Genomic DNA, 18,984 nt, shown 5'->3' on the forward strand with positions numbered 1-18,984 from the left:
CTCACCAGAATCGCTTACTGTTACTTCAAGTCAAACTGTCGCCGAACGTTGACGTATCATGAGTCTCTACCTGGCACTCATAAAAAAACCGCTACAATGAGCGGTTTTTATTATCAATGAACGAAATTATGCTTTTGGACCCGCATTTTTGATCACATCAGAAACCTGATATTTCTCAAAGTTCGCATTAAACTCTTTTGCAAGTTGATCTGCATATTCATCATATTGAGCTTTATCTTCCCAAGTATTGATAGGGTTCAACAATTCATCTTTAACACCTGAAATCTGTGTTGGAATGTTTAAGTTCAGCTTTTCAATATGTGTCGTTTCAACGTCTTTTAGCTCGCCATTAACAATGGCATCGATAATGGCACGTGTAGTTGGAATATCGAATCGCTTGCCTATACCATATGGCCCGCCTGTCCAACCTGTGTTCACTAGGTAAACTTGACTACCAAAGCTTTCAATACGCTCCATTAATAGTTCAGCATACACGCTTGCAGGTCGTGGGAAGAATGGTGCCCCAAAACATGTTGAAAACGTTGACTGAATAGCAGCGGTAGAGCCAACTTCTGTCGAACCGACTTTTGCGGTATAACCTGATAAGAAGTGATAAGCCGCTTGTTCTTTGGTGAGCTTAGACACTGGCGGTAACACTCCTGAAACGTCACACGTTAGGAATACAACCGCAGATGGTTCGCCACCACAGTTATCTTCTTTACGCTGTGCAACGTGTTCTAGCGGGTAGGCTGCGCGGCTGTTTTCTGTCAGGCTGGTATCATCAAAGTCTGGAGTGCGAGTGTCATCCAGCATTACGTTCTCGAGTACCGTTCCAAAACGAATAGCGTCCCAAATTACCGGCTCATTTTTCTGGCTTAGATTGATGCATTTAGCATAACAGCCGCCTTCAATATTGAATACACCACCTGGTGCCCAGCCGTGCTCATCATCACCAATTAAGAAACGCTTAGGATCGGCAGAAAGGGTTGTTTTACCTGTTCCAGATAGGCCGAAGAATAATGTGGTATCACCATCATGACCAACGTTCGCAGAACAATGCATTGGTAATACGCCTTTCGCTGGCAACAGGAAGTTTTGTACCGAGAACATCGACTTCTTCATTTCACCAGCATATTTTAAGCCAGCAAGAAGCACTTTGCGCTGGGCAAAGTTAATGATCACCGTCGCATCTGAGTGCGTACCATCACGCTCTGGATCACACTCGAAGCCTGGTGCATTGATGATGCGCCATGTATCTTTGCCCGCTTTATTGAACTGTTCTGGAATGATGAACATGTTGCGTGCAAATAAATGATGCCAAGCATACTCAGTAGTAACATTAACTGGTAGGTAATGCTCTGGATCAGCACCAACTTCAAGATCAGAAACAAATACTTCTTGATCAGTAAGATACGCTTCAACTCGCTCCCATAGAGCGTTGAATTTATCTTCTGCGAAAGGCTTGTTTACATTGCCCCAGTCGATTTCGTTTTCAGAAGACGCTTCTTTTACGACAAAGCGGTCATTTGGAGAACGCCCCGTACGTACTCCAGTTCTTGCAACTAAAGCGCCTTTTGCTGTTAGCTGGGCTTCTCCACGTGCAAGTGCGATTTCAACTAATTCTGCAGTGGTTAAATTAGCATGAATGCGATGTGCTCCATCGGCCATGAGTGTACTCTCCATTTGGGTGCAAGATGTCTAAGTTCATTCTTATGAATGAGTAGATTTGTCGCTCTTAATTGTCGACTTTTTATATATTCGGCAACCACCTAAAGGTGCTTTTTTACCGTAGTTTTATTGGCGCAGATTGTAACGTAAACGACAACAAAAGTGTCATAAATGGCATTTGGTTAAGAAAACAGAGAGTTCTGAAAACCGACAAGTAATAATTAAGAGGTTTCGTTTAGAAAATCAAGTTTCAGTAGGGGCATATGTGGGCAAATCTAGCTCAGCTGTATATTCCTTTACCAACTCTAAATCTAGATTCTCGTAGCATGCATTTTCCGAATAATGATAAAGTAATCCATCTGTTTCACTCCAAGCCACGTGTGAGTAATCTGGTTTGTCTGGTCCTGCCATACCTGTGAGTTTCTGATATCGACCTGTTTCTGATTTTCTGAAATCCTGATGCTTGGATACTGATTCTATATCTAACTCTTGTTGCTTACGCTTGTATTTTGTATTTATATGATTTCTGACTTTTTGGCTACCTATAGGGAAGTGTACTACTTGGTTACCTCCAATATCGATTAATCGAAATCTTTGCCCAACAGGGTGATGTTTACCGAATTGGTTTAATATTTCGCAGTCAATGGCATCTGGTGGGATGCTTTTATCAGTACTTTCTCCTTTTTTATATTCTTCAATAAGGCGTGTTTTTTCACAAACTTTTATGGTGTATCTACGAACGTTCGAAGTGTTAGTGTTAGGCTGTTTGACATGAAAGTGCAGCACAACTTTATGGAAAAGTTTTTAGTACCAATGTCATGCAAGATTTTTGTATACCAATTTTTTGAACCATCAGCAGATAAAATCGTCACTGCTTTTTCATTACTAGAAGCCTCCATATGACACCAAGGACTTTCAAGCGTTGTGTTTATTAGGGGCCGCATCTCCATTATAAAACTCAGTTTCTGCTTAAGGGATATAGTAGAGATTATTGCAAATGGGATCATTGACGAGAGGTGGAGCTAAGGTTATTTATTTTTAAGAAAGCAATAAATGAAGTTAAGCCAGCAAAGAGCTGGCTTTAAGCAGGGAATCATGAGTTATTGAACGGTCTCATTAATTTGAGCACCTGAAAATAATGCTTCGACATCAATGCTATCAAAACGGTAGTGGGTATTGCAGTATTCACAGCCCATCTCGACCGCACCATGTTCTGCAATAACACTGTCCACTTCCGCTTTAGAAATGGTTAATAGCGCTTTTGCTGTTCGTTCTTTTGAACAGCTACATTTAAACGTGACATCATCAGCATCGAACAAGCGCACTTCTTCCTGATGATACAATCGATGTAACACATCCGTTGCGTCTAATGACAAGATTTCTTCTTGTTTGAGCGTTGCAGTGAGTTGGTTTAAATGATCGAAGTCTTCAGTATGCATTTTTTCTGATGGGAGAACTTGCAAGAACATTCCGCCAGCTCGTTTGCCATCAGCAAATAAATATAAGCTTGTTGGGAGCTGCTCAGATTGCATAAAGTAGTCTTCAAGGCATGCGGCAAGCGTTGGCTTTTCAAGGGCAACAACACCTTGATAGCGTTCACCATCTTCTGGCGTAAGCGTAATGACGATATAGCCTTTACCGAATAATGTTTGTAAGTTCGCCGTGTCTGCAAGATCGCCTTGCCAGCGAGCAACGCCACGTAACTGCTGTTGATCATTGCCGTTGATTACCGCAAGAGAGACAGGCCCGTCACCTTGAATTTGTACAGCAATATCACCCTTAAATTTCAGCGTAGCGGTAAGCAGTGAGCTGGCTGCCATAAGCTCGCCCAAGAGCAATTGTAAAACTTTTGGGTATTCATGGGTTGAAAGTACGTGCTGATAACTTTCTTCTAATTGGACTAATTCGCCTCTAACGTCGGCATTTTCGAACAAATAGCGATGTAGCTTGTCTATACTCATGTTTGGTTCTCATTCGCTGTCAATGTGATTGGCTTTTTGTTTAAAGCGTACAATTTGACGTCGTTGTTTTTTATCGGGTTTGTGATCTGGTATAGGGTTATTTAAGCGGTTAAGGTGTCTAGCTTCAGCGGCTAATTCACGTTTTTTAATGCTGTTTTCTGTTTCCTGATATAACGCTTGAGCCATCGTGGCATTACCACGACGTTCAGAAAGTGCCAAAATATTGAGCTCTTTTTCATCAAAACCTTGACGTAATTGGATCCGAGCACCGATTTCGACATTCTTACTGGATTTAGTACGCTGACCGTTGTAGTGTACTTTGCCGCCGTCGATCATTTGTTTTGCAATGGCTCGTGTTTTGTAAAAACGAGCTGCCCACAACCATTTATCGAGACGAACGGTGAGCTGAGGGGAATTTTTATGACTCATGTTCTCTCCTATAATAAGTATTTATAAATGATTGGATTATGGATCAGCTAGGATTCAGTAAATCATTGTAAAGTTATTCGAAAATGTTCTATTACACGAATAACGTCGATTTGGGGTGGCAAAGTTAGCATAATTGACTAATTTTAGCCAATGAGGAGTCTGTTAAAGACTTGTTGCTGTTTACTAGCTAGGGTAGCATGGTACAGTTTTTTGCTTAAAAACCGGATAAAGAAGGTTAATATCACAGGTTGCCAATGATATGGATGCACTCGATAAAGTAATAACAAAAGTAATTGGCTTACCTCACAAGCCACTAAGCAACGCTGTATTCTGGCTTGGCTTGGTAATAATCATATATTTGTTAGCCCAAATAACGTGGGGGCTTGTACCGACTTCTACGCAAACCGTTGCGTGGAAACCAACACCAGTTTCTGCTAATTCAAATGGTTCAGCCAGTGTTGATTTAGCCAGTTTTAAAAAGCTTGATCTTTTTGGTAAGTACGACAAACAAAATACACAAAAAGTTGAAGATAACACGCCGACACAAATCACTGATGCACCTAAGTCTTCGCTCTCTATTCAGTTAACAGGGGTTGTGGCCTCAACGACTAAAAAGAAAGGGTTAGCGATTATTGCTTCAGGTGGAACACAAGCAACTTATAGTATTGGCGATAAAATCAAAGGCACTTCCGCATCGCTTAAAGAGGTCTATGCCGATCGTATTATCATCACCAATGCAGGGCGTTATGAAACTGTCATGTTAGATGGTCTAAAATTTACGACGGATATTGCGAATAATAAGCCTTTGCAAACGGTCTCTCAAAATAAAGCAAAGAAAATAGATAAATCAAAAGATAGGCGCGTGAGTGCTGATTTAGCGAAAACACGCCAAGCGATTTTAGCGGACCCGAATAAAATTACTGATTATTTATCAATTTCGCCAAAAACGGTAAATGGTCAATTACAGGGTTATCGTTTAAATCCCGGAAAAGATCGCAAGATATTCAGAGAAGCAGGGTTTAAGCCCAACGATTTAGCGAAATCATTAAATGGATATGACTTAACCGATATATCACAAGCACTAGAAGTCATGTCTCAGTTACAAGAGTTAACCCAAGTGTCCATCATTGTTGAACGAGAAGGACAGCTCGTCGAACTTACATTAGGTTTACCGCAATAGCATTTAGGCTAGGGGAAGTTACATAATGAACAACAAAAAACTCGGACGTAAATTTTTAGCCAGCTTGCTAGCTGGTGCCGTCCTAATGTCACCAGCCTTAAGTTGGGCTGCACAATATGCTGCCAACTTTAAAGGCACTGATATTCAAGAGTTTATCAATATTGTTGGTAAAAACTTAAACAAGACCATCATTGTTGACCCAACTGTACGCGGTAAAATTAACGTCCGCAGTTACGACTTACTTAATGATGAACAGTATTACCAATTCTTTCTGAATGTACTGCAAGTTTATGGCTATGCTGTTGTTAAAATGGACAATAACATCATTAAAGTCATTAAAGATAAAGATGCCAAAACATCTAATATTCGTGTTGCAGATGATAGTAAGCCTGGACAAGGCGACGAGATGGTTACTCGCATTGTGGCGCTTTACAACACACAAGCGAAACAACTTGCACCATTGCTACGTCAGTTAAATGATAATGCCGGCGGTGGTAACGTTGTAAACTATGACCCTTCTAATGTCTTGATGATTTCGGGTCGAGCAGCTGTGGTAAATAAGCTGGTTGAGATTGTTCGACGCGTTGATAAACAAGGCGACACATCAGTACAAGTTATCCCATTAAACTATGCTTCTGCGAGTGAAATCGTACGCATAATCGAAACATTGTATCGACAAAATGGCAGTTCGGCACAGCTTCAAGGTCAAGCACCAAAGGTTGTCGCAGATGAGCGTACGAACTCAGTTGTGGTCAGCGGTGATGAAAAAACTCGTATGCGGGTTGCCAACTTGGTTAAGAAGCTCGACGAAGAGCAAGCGACTACCGGTAATACTCGAGTACGTTACCTTCGTTATGCGAAAGCAGAAGATCTTGTTGAAGTTCTGAATGGTTTTGCAGATAAAATTTCTGCTAATACACCAGGAGCCAAAAAAAGTACGTCATCGAGCAGTAGAAAGACGAGCTCGTCTTCCCGTAGTTCATCTTCAAGAACAACCAACCGCAGCAGTAGCATAGGCGGTGGCAACAGTGATATTAATATTGTTGCAGATGCAGAGACTAACTCTTTAGTCATGACGGCGCAGCCTGCTGAAATGCGCACGCTGAATAGCGTTATTGATCAATTGGATATTCGACGTGCTCAGGTACTCGTTCAGGCGATTATTGTTGAAATTGGTGAAGGTGATGATGTCGGTTTAGGCTTCCAGTGGGGAACATCTGCTGGCGGTGGCACACAGTTTAATAACTTTGGTGCTTCGATTGGTGAAATTGGTGCTGGTGTTTGGGCAGCAAAAGATCAGCCAGCTTCACAAACCTGTTCAGGGGCTGGAGACAATCAAAACTGTACCAACAACCCTGATACACCAGGAGATATTTCGTTACTTGCATCAGCACTGGGTAAAATTAATGGTGCAGCATGGGGCGTTTGGACTGGCGATTTCGGCGCATTAGTGCAAGCCATTTCAAGCGATACTAACTCGAATGTACTATCAACACCGTCCATTACAACGCTTGATAATCAAGAAGCGAACTTTATTGTGGGTGATGAGGTTCCTGTCATCACGGGTTCGACAGCAAGTTCTAACAACAGTAACCCATTCCAAACTGTTGAGCGTAAAGAAGTGGGTGTGAAACTTAAGGTTACCCCGCAAATTAACCAAGGTGGCTCTGCGGTTAAGTTAACCATCGAACAAGAAGTATCGGGTGTTAACGGTAATACTGGCGTTGATATTTCATTCTCTACTCGACGTCTTACAACGACGGTTTTAGCAAATGATGGTCAAGTAGTCGTGCTTGGTGGTTTGATTACTGAAAACGTGCAGGAAAGCGTGCAGAAAGTCCCGTTATTAGGTGACATTCCGTTTCTTGGCCACTTATTTAAATCGTCTTCAAGTAAGAAAACCAAACGTAACCTAATGGTGTTTATCAAGCCAACGATTGTTCGTGATGGCATGACGATGAATGGATTAACAGGTCGCAAATACAACTACTTCCGTGCCTTACAAATAGAACAGCAAGGCCGTGGTATTAATTTAATGCCAAATACTGAAGTACCAGTATTAGAAGAATGGAAAAATCAGTCAGTAGTACCTCAAGAGGTTCAAGATATTTTACAGCGTCATGAAGAAGGAAAAGGCTTGGGAACACCAATGCGAAAGACGGACTCAACGCTAAAAATGCTGACAGAAAGTAAAGAAAAAGACCAAGCTGAAAAAGCTAAACAAGACGAAAAGAAGTAGCTCATGAGTGAAACGCAATTAGACGATATTGATTTATCAAAAGTCTCTACCGAGCTAGGCATGGATGTCGAGCAGCAGGAAGATGAAGTCTTTCACTCGAGCAGTAAAGAACGTCTGCCGTTTGCTTTCGCTCATCGACATGCTGTGGTTTTGGACAAGGATGCAGAAGACCAACTGACGCTGTTTCACACGCCGACGACAGCAGCGGAAATGATTCTAGAAGCGAGCCGTTATTCAGGAAAGCAACTGAAACTTGTTGAACTTGATAACCAGCAATTTGAAGTGAGATTGACTCAGGCCTATCAAACCAATTCTTCTGAGGCGCAGCAGTTGATGGAAGATATTGGTAATGAGATGGACTTATTTACTCTTGCTGAAGAGTTACCGCAAACTGAAGATTTATTAGAAGGCGATGATGATGCGCCAATCATTAAGCTCATTAATGCCTTGCTGTCTGAAGCAATCAAAGAAGAAGCTTCGGATATTCACGTTGAAACCTATGAAAAGCAATTAGTAGTTCGCTTCCGTGTTGATGGTGTGCTCAAAGAAGTACTAAAGCCAAACCGTAAGTTATCCTCACTGTTAGTTTCCCGTATCAAGGTCATGGCAAGACTCGATATTGCAGAAAAACGAGTGCCACAGGATGGCCGTATTTCATTGCGTATTGCGGGTCGAGCTGTAGATGTGCGTGTGTCAACAATGCCATCCAGCCATGGTGAACGTGTTGTGCTTCGTTTATTAGATAAAAATGCTGGCAATCTTGATTTGCAGCAATTGGGTATGACAGAAGGTGTTCGTGTTCAATTTGATGCATTAATCCGTAAACCGCACGGCATTATTTTGGTGACCGGGCCAACAGGTTCGGGTAAATCAACAACGCTTTATGCTGGTCTTACTGAGATCAATTCTCGCGATACGAATATTTTGACGGTTGAAGATCCGATTGAGTATGAACTTGAAGGCATTGGTCAAACTCAAGTAAATACCAAAGTTGATATGACCTTTGCTCGTGGTCTTAGGGCGATTTTACGTCAAGATCCTGATGTAGTGATGATTGGTGAAATTCGTGACTTAGAAACGGGGCAAATTGCGGTGCAAGCCTCGTTAACCGGTCACTTAGTATTATCAACCCTTCACACCAATACAGCATCAGGTGCTATTACTCGTTTACAAGATATGGGCGTAGAGCCATTTCTTGTGTCATCCAGTTTATTAGGTGTATTGGCACAGCGATTGGTTCGAACCCTATGTAAAGATTGCCGTACCGAGCACACGCCTGATGCACAAGAACGTGAGTTACTTGGGCTTCAAGAAGGTGATAATCGTACGATTTTCCGAGCTAATGGCTGTAAGAAATGTGGAAACAATGGCTATCGTGGTCGTACTGGTATTCATGAACTATTGGTCGTCGATGATACGGTGCGTGAATTAATTCACCACGGTAAAGGTGAGCTAGCCATTGAAAAGTACGTCCGTGAGCGTATTCCAAGTATTCGTCATGATGGCATGAGCAAAGTGCTTGCAGGTGCGACTACACTTGAAGAAGTCCTGCGTGTCACTCGTGAGGAGTAATCGATGGCAGCATTTGAATATAAAGCGTTAGAAATCGGTACTGGAAAGCAAACCAAAGGTGTTATTGAGGCCGATACCGCAAGACATGCTCGTAGCCAGTTGCGAGAAATGCGATTAACGCCGATCAGTATTGAGCCAGTTACAGAGAAAGAAGCGAAACAAAATAGCTTTTCATTATTTCAAAAACGTATATCGGTGGCTGAATTAGCCCTGATCACACGTCAAATCGCAACCTTAGTGGCGGCAGGATTACCGATTGAAGAAGCATTGAAAGCCGTCGGCCAACAGTGCGAAAAAGAACGACTTGCCAGTATGATCATGGCAGTGCGCTCTCGTGTTGTCGAAGGTTATAGTCTTGCTGATTCAATGGCTGAATTCCCACACATCTTTGATGATCTTTATCGTGCTATGGTTGCATCAGGTGAGAAGTCAGGTTACTTAGATGTCGTACTCAATCGACTGGCTGACTATACCGAGCGCCGCCAACAGCTTAAATCGAAGCTGCAACAAGCAATGATTTATCCTACAGCGCTTACAGTTGTGGCTATTTTAGTTGTTTCAATCTTATTAGCTGTGGTTGTACCTCAAGTGGCGAGTCAGTTCCAGCATATGGGGCAAGATTTACCTTGGGCGACTCAAACCTTGATTTCAATGTCAGACTTTGTCCGAGACTATGGCATTGGCATTGTCGTGACCATTGTGCTTGGTATTGTCATCTTTCAACGAGCAGTACAAAAACCAAATTTTCGAATGAAATATCATTCTGCCATTCTTAAATTGCCTGTAGTAGGTAAAGTCAGTAAAAGCTTAAATACAGCGCGCTTTGCGAGAACGCTGAGTATTCTATCTGCTAGCTCGGTACCTTTACTTGATGGCATGCGTATTGCGAGTGATGTGCTATTGAATAACAAAGTTAAACTCGCCGTTGAAGAAGCGACAGCGAGTGTACGTGAAGGTAGTAGCCTTGGTGCTTCGTTAACAGCGACTAAACTTTTTCCACCAATGATGCTCTATATGATCTCATCGGGTGAAAAGAGTGGTGAGCTTGAGCAAATGTTAGAACGTGCTGCTGACAATCAAGACAGACAATTTGAAGCAAATGTGACGATTGCGCTAGGTGTATTTGAACCAGCACTCGTGATCAGTATGGCAGTCGTTGTATTATTTATTGTATTAGCCATTTTGCAGCCTATTTTGGCACTGAATAACTTAGTCAGTGGATAAAGCAATCAGCCGCTAAGTGAAACAGATTCGATTTATATTAAGGAGTTTTCAATGAAACAACAAAGACGTCAACGAGGATTTACGTTACTTGAAATCATGGTAGTAGTAGTGATTCTAGGTCTACTTGCTGCGATGGTATTACCGAATGTATTAGGTAATAAAGAAAAAGCGGATAAGCAAAAAACGGTTGCAGATATTGTATCGATTGAAAACGCACTAGATATGTACAAATTAGACAACGGTGTATATCCGACTACGGAGCAAGGTTTAGACTCATTGGTTCATAAGCCTACGATTTCTCCTGAGCCAAGAAACTATCGTGAAGATGGTTATATTAAGCGTTTACCTCAAGATCCTTGGAGAAATGATTACCTTTACCTTAGTCCTGGTGAGCATGGAAAGATTGACGTTTTCAGCGCAGGCCCTTCTGGGCAGGCTGGCACCGATGATGATATCGGTAACTGGAACCTGAGCGATTACCAATAACATGACATTACGCCAACCCCGAGGGTTCACCCTGCTTGAAATGATGATCGTGGTGGTCCTTATGGGGTTGATGGCAGTGGCTGTTATTCCTTCAATTGGTTCTGCTGGTCCTGAGCAGAAACTTGAAGGCCAAGCGAAAAAGTTCATCGCTCTCACTGAGCTGGTCATGGACGAAACCGTGTTAAGTGGTCAATTTGTCGGAATTGTCGTTGACCCTGATGGTTATCATTTTGTGGTGTACAAAGATCAGAAATGGCAACCCATGACGTCAGATCGTCTGGTCACTGAACACAAAATGGACGAAGGGATTTCCATTGAAGTGGTGGTAGATGGATTGCCTCTTACTCAAAGTGATGAAGAAAATGAGTCATGGTTTGATGATGACGATCCGTTTGCGGGTAGTGATGACAAATTTGACGATGAAAAAAAGAAATTCCCTGAACCTCAAATTATGATTTTCCCGAGTGGTGAACTGACGCCATTCGAATTGCACTTTGTTACTAAAAATGATGATGGTAATGAGGTTGATAAGCTCGTCACGGGCAGCGCTTTAGGTCAGCTGACTCTTGGGAGGCCAGATGAAACTAAAAAACGCTAAAGGCATGACTCTGCTTGAAGTCATGGTTGCACTCGTAATTTTTGCTGTAGCCGCAGTGGCAATTACTAAAAGCCTTGGTGAGCTGATTGCCAATATGCCGATACTCGAAGAACGTACCTACGCACAGTGGGTCGCTGATAATGTGTTGGTTGATAGCAAGTTAGAAGAAACCATCCCTGATGTTGGCAAAAAAGAAGGCCGAGCTGAAATGGCAGGCAAAGAATGGTATTGGCGTCGAGAGGTCATCAAAACCAGCGACGATGATGATTTTCGTCTCATAAAAGTCAGTGTTAGCGATGATGACCGCTATCAGCGCATCATTTCACAGGTAAGTACCTATGTTTTCAAAGCAAATTAAACATCATCAAGGTTTCACCTTACTTGAAATGCTGATTGCTATAGCAATCTTTGCGATGTTGGGCATAGCGGCGAATTCAGTGTTAAGTGTTGTGCTGACCAATGACGATGTAACAAAACAATTTGCACAAAAGCTGAAGTCACTACAGCAAGGTTTTGGGATTATTGAGCGCGATCTCGGACAAATCGTGGCACGAACGCCAAGGTTAATTGAAGGTGGCCGTGGTAATACGGTTATGCAAGTTGGCGACATCATTCCAAACGTTGACGGTAAGGCTTTAGTCTTTTATCGACTGGGCTGGTTGAATCCAGATGGCATGTTACCAAGAGGTAGCATTCAATCCGTTGCATACGTCATGACGAACAATGAGCTTGAACGTTGGTATTTTCCTTATCCGGAACCAGAGATTGGTGGAGAGCCGATAAAGACTGTCATCATTAAAAATGTAAACGAAATTGATTATGCTTTTTTTGATGGAAAATCTTGGCAAAAACAATTTGATGCAACCAAGTTACCTAAAGCCATCGCAATTGAAGTTGATATTGAAGGGATCGGAAAGATCCAACGTAAATTTATTTTACCGTTAGGCGCAAAAGCAGAAGATGCTAAGCAAAATAATGCCAATAACGGTAATAACACCAATAACAATCAGAATAATAATTCTGGTGGTACAAATAACAGCAATAACAACGGGAACAACAATAATAACGGCAGCAATAACAATACCAATCAAGACAATGGGGGAAGTAAAGGTGGTTAGTTTACAGCTCTCAAATGAAAAGTTAGGTATGCGCTGATGACTCGTTTATATAAGTCGACGTTGAAACGCCAGCAACAAGGTATCGCACTCATTATCGTACTATTGATAGTGGCAGTTGTGTCAGCTGTTGCGGCGAATATTACCACGCGCAACCAAATTGCAGTGAAGCGAACGATTAACTTAGCCGATTATGATCAGGCGTATTGGTATGCGATTTCAGCGGAAGAATTAGCTAAAAAAGTATTGAAACAAGATTTAGAAGACTCTGAAGGTAAAGTTCATTTACAGCAGTATTGGGCACAATCGGATGTCATTTTTCCTGTTGAAAATGGACAAATTAAAGGCACTATTTCAGATATGCGCAGCTGCTTTAATGTGAATGCGCTCAGTGTAAATGCTCCTAAGCCAAGCCAAAACAATGGGCAGCAGCAGAAGAAGCCACTCGCCGTTGAGCAATTTACTGATCTGCTTATCAATTTAGGTATGGAAGCATTTAATGCTGAGAAGTTGGCCTATAACATAAAAGATTACATTGATGATGGTACACAACCTAACCCATTTGGTGGTGGGGATGCTGCTTATGAATCAAGGGATGTCCCTTATCGTGCGGCCCGTACCTTGATGAGTCATCGAAGCGAATTACGAGCCGTGATTGGTGTTACTCAAGATGTATATCGCAAACTACAGCCTTATGTTTGTGCGATACCTGGTAACAACCAGCAAGTTCTTAATGTAAATACCATAAAAGTGGAACACGCCGCATTATTGGCTGCAATGCTGCAAAATAAAATCTCTGTCGGAGAAGCTGAAAGCGTGATTAACCAGCGTTCAGGCAGTGGTTATGATGAAATTACTGATTTTTGGAATACACCTGAACTGTCCGGTATCGCCGGGCAAAATCAATTATTAAAGTCAGCATTCTCGGTAAAAAGCGAATACTTTTTACTGGATGCGGCTGCGAAAGTCGACGATGCTGTTTTTCGCTTGGAAAGTGTCTTAAAAGTAGGTAAAAATAACGTTGTTGATGTGTTAACACGTCAATACGGTGGACAAAAATAACGAAAGCACCTAAATAGGTGAATCTTTCAAGATTAAAGGTAAGGTGGAGAAACACAGTGAGTGAACGCCTTTTTATACGTTTAGGCACGAATGTTGAGGACCCATGTTCTTGGTTAGTTTGGTCTGAGCAAGAACAAGAGATCATTGCATCTGGTGAGTTAGCGAATGCGGAACTATTATCAACGCTAGCAGAAAGAGCTGGGAATCGACCCGTGGATGTACTCGCGCCTACTTCGGCTATGGTGCTGACTCAGGTTTCGTTACCTGAGAAAGGACAGCGACAGGCGCTCAAAGCCTTGCCTTATATGCTTGAGGAATCGATAGCGGAGGATGTTGAGCAAATGCATTTTGTGACGGGAGCAAAAGAGGGAAACAATGTCTCTGTTGCGGCCGTATCACACGAGCAAATGGCACTTTGGTTAAGCTGGATAAAAGATGCAGGCTTAATCGTCAAACGTTTGTTACCAGATAGCTTAGCGTTGCCTCGTATGGAATGTGAGTGGGCAGCATTAACTATGGGGAATGACTTGTTGTTAAGGACTGCAAATGGTCTTGGCTACAGTATTCCTGCCGACTGGCAACAGGTCGTATTGCCAAGGCTGTTGCCTGTACAAGATACCGAAGACGAGCAAGACAGAATTACCATTGCAAATTATGGGGATCTAGAACTCGAGGGTGCAGAGCTTCATCCGCAACCGATTGAATTACCGATGCTGACATTGGCAAAAGGTGCATTGCTGAATCCAATTAACCTTCTGACAGGTCCATATCGCCCGCAACGAGAATACAGTAAAAATATTCTGGTATGGAAAAATGCCGCTATAGCTGTAGGTGTGGCACTGTTATTGGGCATGGTGAGTAAAGGGATTAATATTTATCAAACACACCAACAAATTGATGAATTGAAATCGCAACAAGCTGCCATTTATAAAAAAGCGACAGGTCGAAGAAATACGACAAACCTTATTTTCCAGATGAACAATATGTTGAAGGGATTACAAGGTTCAGGTACGACATCCAATTTCTTCGATATGCTTAATAAGTTAGATCCTGTGTTTACTAAACTTGCTGACGTTAAGCCGACAGCGTTGCGTTTCGATGCGCGTCGTAATGAGCTGAGAATGCAGATCAGTGCGAAAGATTATGCGGATGTTGATAAGTTTAAAGCGGCACTTCAACCTAACTTTGATTTTGATGCTGGCGTGATCAGCAATGAAGATGATCGAGTGACTACATCACTCACCTTGAGGAGCAAATAAATGAAGGATAATTTGCTGGCTTGGTGGAATAGCTTAGCCTATCGTGAACAACAATTATTAGGTGTGTGTTCAGTGTTCTTCGTTATCGGTATTTTCTATTGGGGCATTTGGACTCCTTTAAGTAATGCTGAGGAAAACGCACAACAGGATCTGCAAAAACAGCAGCGAACCTTGACGGAAGTTAAGCAAAAAGCGAATCGAATAATTGCCCTTAAAAAATCGGGTGCAAAAACGTCGAAAGGTGGAAGCTTGAGCAGCATTGTGAATACTACCGCAAGCACTTATGGATTAGCGATTTCACGCATGCAGCCACAAGGCAACAAAATTCAAGTATGGATGGACGAAGTCCCTTTTGATGCTTTACTGGGTTACTTAGATGACGTCGTGCAGAAGAAAGGGTTATCACTGGATAACCTTGATATTGCTGAAACAGATGCAGCGGGTATTGTCAAAGTTAGACGTATCCAGTTTTCTCGATAAGGAAGGAATGAACACGTGAGTTTATCGAAGAAAATCATAATTGGTGTCGCCATTTACTTTGTGTTTTTAGTGGTGTTGATTCCAGCAAAAGTGGTGATGACATTCGTTCCACTTCCGAGCAATGTAAAAGTGGCGAATATCGATGGCAGCCTGTGGCAAGGCCGTGCCAGTAGCATACAAGTGATGGGAAAATCCTTTGATCAAGTGCATTGGAATTTGAATCCATGGGCCTTATTAATTGGAAAAGTCAGTGCCGATATTACCGTTGGAAGTAAAGCAACGTCATTTAATACCAAAGGTCATATCAGTTATTCATTTTCAGGTGTTCAAATTGAAAACTTAAATTTGGGTACAAATGCAGACTTTTTGCTCGCCGGTCAACGACTGCCATTTGGTACCAAAGCCAGTGGTGATATCACTTTACACATTAGTGAGTTTGCACAAGGTGCGCCAATGTGTGAAGCACTTGCGGGTAAGGTTTTACTGCATCATGTGAATGTGAAAAATCAGTTTGGTGCTTTTCCACTGGGTGACTTAGCATTTGATTTGAGCTGTAAGCAAGGGGAAGCTGTATTGACAGCCAAAGAGTCTGATAATCAACTTGGTGTCTCAGGTACAGTGAGTATCGGTGAAAACAATCAATATAAAGTAGCAGCAAAATTGAAACCAACGAAGAATTTGCCAGAAATGATTCGTAATAATTTACAGTACCTTGGTCAACCTGATAGCCAAGGGTACTATAAAATTAATTATCAAGGACGACTGCCTTTATAGTTAATCCTCAAGCCGCTTTTTAGCGGCTTTTTATTTTCTATCAAGCCAATGATTAATTTTTATTTAGATTAAGCTTTACCTGTTATCAATATGTTTAAATATAAACAAATTTTTATCGGGTTATGCTCATCAAATGGAAACAACTGACTATGTCATAATTGAAACAACTAACACTGATTATGTTCAGTATGATCGTACTATCGATAGTTCAACTGTAGCTGTAGAACAAAGTTCCAGTTTACTAACAGAAATGGAGCCGCACCTCTTTGGAATCGAATCAGCAGAGACAGTTAAATCTTTAGTTGAGAGAATTCAGGTTGAAAATCATGACATTTCGACTTTCAAAAACAGAATTAAACTTCTCATATCATTTGTCGAATCCAGCCAGCTAGCACCTAAGCAAGTGGAAATGCTTTTCAAGAATATTGTTCTTTGCAAAGATAAAATTAATTCAGATGACATAGATAAGCTTAATGTTTTTTTATGGCTTTATTCGACATATGGCATGAGGCTAATTGAATCTACAGCAACCAGCCTAATTTCAGATTTGGCTAACGACTATGTGGCTCAATTTCCAGGTCAAGGTTTGGATAAAAATAATTTAATCAATTACCTCAAAACACAATTAGCGAGTGGATTCTTTTTTGATAATGATGAAATTATAGATTACAAACCACTCAGTTCTCCTCACGATAAGCAATTCTTTGAATTTGTTGAATGGCATCTCAGTCCACAAATGTTAGTTGAACATTTAGTTATTAAGGATATCGAAGTCCCTGAACAAAGGGTGTACACAGTTTCTTCAGCTACAGAATCAAATCGCGTTAAAGATAGTATGGCTTTAAGAACAGAAATGGCACCTGTAACAGATGCGCCAGTTGGCAAAAAAGTGCTGCCCAGGCGAAAATATGAATCTAATTATGAAAGCCAATTAGCGTTATTACCAGATACCTTATCTCGTCAGTTCGAATTGTCTGTTGCTGAAGCTGATAAAACTCAAAATTATGTGAGTAATAATGTCAGTCTAGTCGGAGGAAATCAGACTAAACAGTTATTACAGCTTAATGGCTTTTTGTTTGTTGTAAAAGAGGGTGATGAATACAGGCAATTTAATCTTGATGACTTGAAATGGATCGACAAAAATACATTACCATTTGATGTATTTATATTATTGCTCTCAAAGAGTTTAGAGCAAGTGGAAGAAGCCAGTGAATTACAATTATTGGCAAGTACTTTATTGAAAGATATTGAAAAATATTCATTACCCAAAAAGTTGAGTATTGCCCGTGTGGTTAATCAGCAAATTGAAAAGAAATGGAACGAGCATAAAGATAAAAGTCACGTCATTAGATTGGATAAAGATCTTGAATCACTGCAAAGTTTACTTCAATTCAGAAAAGCTTGTTTAGCTTTAGAAGCGATATCATCAGAAATTAAGAACTTATTAGACAGTTCTGTCGGCAAAGCCCTAACCCTTTTAGAAAAACAAAACACTGAATGGAAATCTTTATCAAGTGATGAACTCTCGGATTTAGTGTCATTTTGTTTGATCAACGGTAAAAATCCATTAGTACTAAAAATGGTTGGAGTTGATAATCATGACGCAATAAAAGTGGCGGGTTTAACCGTCATTCAATGGGCTTGCAAGCATAATGATCTTGAAATGGCTAAAGCGATACAGAGTCAGTGTTACTTGAATGTGCCTACACAACTTACAGCGACGTCAGAGAATTTATTACACTTAGCTTGTAGGGAAGGAAACAAAGACATCGTTGTTTGGTTACTTGGGTTAAAAGTGCCAATTATTGCAAGTTGCCGCAAAGGTAAAACTCCAATGTCACTGGCAATAGAAAACGATCATAGAGATGTTGTTGTATGTCTTATTGAAGCCAAACCAAGTGCTGCAGTGGGGCGAACCGTTTGTAAAAGTAGAGAACTTCCTTTATTGCAAGCCTTTAAATTGAAAAGAGGAGAAGTTGTGACTGTATTGATTCCGCATACTGCATCTCAATCGAAAATCAATGAGGTTGATTCTGAGGGATTTGCTGCTGTTCATCTTGCAACGTTAGAGAATAATGCAGATGCCTTGGAGTGTTTACTCGAACATGGTGCAGATATTGATTTGAAAGTCGGGGATAAAGGAAGCTACAAAAACAATACGGCCATACAGTTAGCCGCTTTAAAGGGGCATGCTGAATGTTTCTTTGTGCTGTGGCGAAGGTGTGCTGAGAGATATGAGCTTCAAGGGCGGGATTTACTACATCTAGCGGTAAAAGGTGGTAATAAAGAGATTGTTAACGAACTTATTGAATGTGAGGGGTTCGAAATTAACGGTAAGAAACGTGATGATGGCTATGGGCTTCATTATGTTGCTATTGAAAAAAGTAACCTAGAGATGTTGAAATTTTTAATACAGTTTACCGATGTTATTAAGCCAATGAACTTTTGGCCTACAAACTACCAATCACCCCAAGAGCACTGCATAAACTACGCTATATTGAATTGCCATCAAGAAAATCGTCTAGAGCTAATACAGTTTTTACTTGAGATTGGAAATATTGATAAAGACGCTTTTTTTAGTAAAGGAATTATTAAGGATACGTTTAATGTTACACCGTTGCACTACGCTGTTTGGACAAACGATATTGAGCTTGTCGAACTATTAAAAAGTAAAGGGTGCAGCTTAAAGGCGAAGTTCAAAACTGATGAAGGTTACTATTCTCGTAAGGATAAGCTGTCGTTGGATCATGAATATACAGCTTTAGAGCTCGCAAAAAAATTAAGTCATATGAAGATTATAGAGATATTAGAGAGTAAATAGAGGTTGTTTTCTTCATTTTTATATCCAGGAAATATGTTGGCTTTTACTAAAAAATGTGCGGTACGTCATACTTTTTAACAACTCTCCTTGCAGCTAACGCCTTCAATTCTATCATC

The 18,984-nt window shown here is 41.1% G+C and carries 17 protein-coding genes; 13 read left to right on the plus strand and 4 right to left on the minus strand.

Translation table 11 applies throughout. The features are described from left to right. Positions 1-126 precede the first annotated feature (126 nt). From AC1EU2_RS17155 to hslR, 4 genes are all read right to left on the minus strand, one after another. Positions 127-1,668 carry a phosphoenolpyruvate carboxykinase gene (locus AC1EU2_RS17155; RefSeq protein ID WP_480299502.1) on the minus strand — a complete coding sequence of 514 codons (1,542 nt, stop codon included), beginning with the start codon at positions 1,666-1,668 and terminating at the stop codon, positions 127-129. Between the two features lie 243 nt (positions 1,669-1,911). Further along, positions 1,912-2,454, minus strand: a complete 543-nt coding sequence (locus AC1EU2_RS17160) for a hypothetical protein (RefSeq protein ID WP_480299503.1) — start codon at positions 2,452-2,454, stop codon at positions 1,912-1,914. 314 nt (positions 2,455-2,768) lie between these two features. After that, positions 2,769-3,629, minus strand: coding sequence for an Hsp33 family molecular chaperone HslO (hslO, locus tag AC1EU2_RS17165; RefSeq protein WP_480299504.1), 861 nt, complete (start codon positions 3,627-3,629; stop codon positions 2,769-2,771). Positions 3,630-3,638: 9 nt separating this feature from the next. Further along, positions 3,639-4,058, minus strand: a complete 420-nt coding sequence (hslR, locus tag AC1EU2_RS17170; protein ID WP_480299505.1) for a ribosome-associated heat shock protein Hsp15 — start codon at positions 4,056-4,058, stop codon at positions 3,639-3,641. Between the two features lie 259 nt (positions 4,059-4,317). Here hslR and gspC point away from each other — a divergent pair, with 259 nt between their 5' ends. The 13 genes from gspC to AC1EU2_RS17235 all read left to right on the plus strand — a co-directional run bounded on the left by gspC (position 4,318) and on the right by AC1EU2_RS17235 (position 18,868). Further along, positions 4,318-5,238, plus strand: coding sequence for a type II secretion system protein GspC (gene gspC / locus AC1EU2_RS17175; RefSeq protein ID WP_480299506.1), 921 nt, complete (start codon positions 4,318-4,320; stop codon positions 5,236-5,238). A 25-nt stretch (positions 5,239-5,263) separates the two neighbouring features. Beyond that, entirely contained in the window at positions 5,264-7,477 is a 2,214-nt protein-coding gene (gene gspD / locus AC1EU2_RS17180) for a type II secretion system secretin GspD (protein WP_480299507.1), read from the plus strand. 3 nt (positions 7,478-7,480) lie between these two features. Next, the gene (gene gspE, locus AC1EU2_RS17185; protein ID WP_480299508.1) at positions 7,481-9,049 is read left to right on the plus strand and encodes a type II secretion system ATPase GspE; all 1,569 of its coding nucleotides are present in this window, start codon (positions 7,481-7,483) and stop codon (positions 9,047-9,049) included. A gap of 3 nt (positions 9,050-9,052) precedes the next feature. Further along, positions 9,053-10,273 (plus strand): type II secretion system inner membrane protein GspF, encoded by a 1,221-nt coding sequence (gene gspF / locus AC1EU2_RS17190; RefSeq protein WP_480299509.1) that lies wholly within the window; start codon positions 9,053-9,055, stop codon positions 10,271-10,273. Positions 10,274-10,324: 51 nt separating this feature from the next. Further along, complete coding sequence (gene gspG, locus AC1EU2_RS17195) at positions 10,325-10,759, plus strand: type II secretion system major pseudopilin GspG (protein ID WP_480299510.1); 435 nt, start codon at positions 10,325-10,327, stop codon at positions 10,757-10,759. Position 10,760: 1 nt separating this feature from the next. Further along, positions 10,761-11,357, plus strand: a complete 597-nt coding sequence (gspH, locus tag AC1EU2_RS17200; RefSeq protein ID WP_480299511.1) for a type II secretion system minor pseudopilin GspH — start codon at positions 10,761-10,763, stop codon at positions 11,355-11,357. Beyond that, a complete protein-coding gene (gspI, locus tag AC1EU2_RS17205; RefSeq protein WP_480299512.1) occupies positions 11,338-11,715 on the plus strand; it encodes a type II secretion system minor pseudopilin GspI in 378 nt (125 codons plus the stop codon). Before gspH ends, gspI begins: the two co-directional genes overlap by 20 nt. Continuing rightward, positions 11,696-12,475 carry a type II secretion system minor pseudopilin GspJ gene (gspJ, locus tag AC1EU2_RS17210; protein WP_480299513.1) on the plus strand — a complete coding sequence of 260 codons (780 nt, stop codon included), beginning with the start codon at positions 11,696-11,698 and terminating at the stop codon, positions 12,473-12,475. Before gspI ends, gspJ begins: the two co-directional genes overlap by 20 nt. Positions 12,476-12,511: 36 nt before the next feature. Beyond that, positions 12,512-13,534 (plus strand): type II secretion system minor pseudopilin GspK, encoded by a 1,023-nt coding sequence (gene gspK, locus AC1EU2_RS17215; protein WP_480299514.1) that lies wholly within the window; start codon positions 12,512-12,514, stop codon positions 13,532-13,534. A 56-nt stretch (positions 13,535-13,590) separates the two neighbouring features. Next, positions 13,591-14,793 (plus strand): type II secretion system protein GspL, encoded by a 1,203-nt coding sequence (gspL, locus tag AC1EU2_RS17220; RefSeq protein WP_480299515.1) that lies wholly within the window; start codon positions 13,591-13,593, stop codon positions 14,791-14,793. Next, positions 14,794-15,273 (plus strand): type II secretion system protein M, encoded by a 480-nt coding sequence (locus tag AC1EU2_RS17225; protein WP_129945327.1) that lies wholly within the window; start codon positions 14,794-14,796, stop codon positions 15,271-15,273. It begins immediately after the preceding gene. A 15-nt stretch (positions 15,274-15,288) separates the two neighbouring features. Further along, positions 15,289-16,047: a type II secretion system protein N gene (locus AC1EU2_RS17230; RefSeq protein WP_480299516.1), complete on the plus strand. Its 759-nt coding sequence runs from the start codon at positions 15,289-15,291 to the stop codon at positions 16,045-16,047. A 133-nt stretch (positions 16,048-16,180) separates the two neighbouring features. After that, positions 16,181-18,868 carry an ankyrin repeat domain-containing protein gene (locus tag AC1EU2_RS17235; protein WP_480299517.1) on the plus strand — a complete coding sequence of 896 codons (2,688 nt, stop codon included), beginning with the start codon at positions 16,181-16,183 and terminating at the stop codon, positions 18,866-18,868. Positions 18,869-18,984 lie beyond the last annotated feature (116 nt).

The organism is Parashewanella sp. 2304DJ23-3 (genome assembly GCF_056591695.1).

Coding starts and splice junctions, on each gene's coding strand:
- AC1EU2_RS17155 (WP_480299502.1), bottom strand. CDS start 1,668: ATGGCCGATGGAGCACATCGCATTCATGCTAATTTAACCACTGCAGAA.
- hslO (WP_480299504.1), bottom strand. CDS start 3,629: ATGAGTATAGACAAGCTACATCGCTATTTGTTCGAAAATGCCGACGTT.
- hslR (WP_480299505.1), bottom strand. CDS start 4,058: ATGAGTCATAAAAATTCCCCTCAGCTCACCGTTCGTCTCGATAAATGG.
- gspC (WP_480299506.1), top strand. CDS start 4,318: ATGGATGCACTCGATAAAGTAATAACAAAAGTAATTGGCTTACCTCAC.
- gspD (WP_480299507.1), top strand. CDS start 5,264: ATGAACAACAAAAAACTCGGACGTAAATTTTTAGCCAGCTTGCTAGCT.
- gspE (WP_480299508.1), top strand. CDS start 7,481: ATGAGTGAAACGCAATTAGACGATATTGATTTATCAAAAGTCTCTACC.
- gspF (WP_480299509.1), top strand. CDS start 9,053: ATGGCAGCATTTGAATATAAAGCGTTAGAAATCGGTACTGGAAAGCAA.
- gspG (WP_480299510.1), top strand. CDS start 10,325: ATGAAACAACAAAGACGTCAACGAGGATTTACGTTACTTGAAATCATG.
- gspH (WP_480299511.1), top strand. CDS start 10,761: ATGACATTACGCCAACCCCGAGGGTTCACCCTGCTTGAAATGATGATC.
- gspI (WP_480299512.1), top strand. CDS start 11,338: ATGAAACTAAAAAACGCTAAAGGCATGACTCTGCTTGAAGTCATGGTT.
- gspJ (WP_480299513.1), top strand. CDS start 11,696: ATGTTTTCAAAGCAAATTAAACATCATCAAGGTTTCACCTTACTTGAA.
- gspK (WP_480299514.1), top strand. CDS start 12,512: ATGACTCGTTTATATAAGTCGACGTTGAAACGCCAGCAACAAGGTATC.
- AC1EU2_RS17225 (WP_129945327.1), top strand. CDS start 14,794: ATGAAGGATAATTTGCTGGCTTGGTGGAATAGCTTAGCCTATCGTGAA.
- AC1EU2_RS17235 (WP_480299517.1), top strand. CDS start 16,181: ATGGAAACAACTGACTATGTCATAATTGAAACAACTAACACTGATTAT.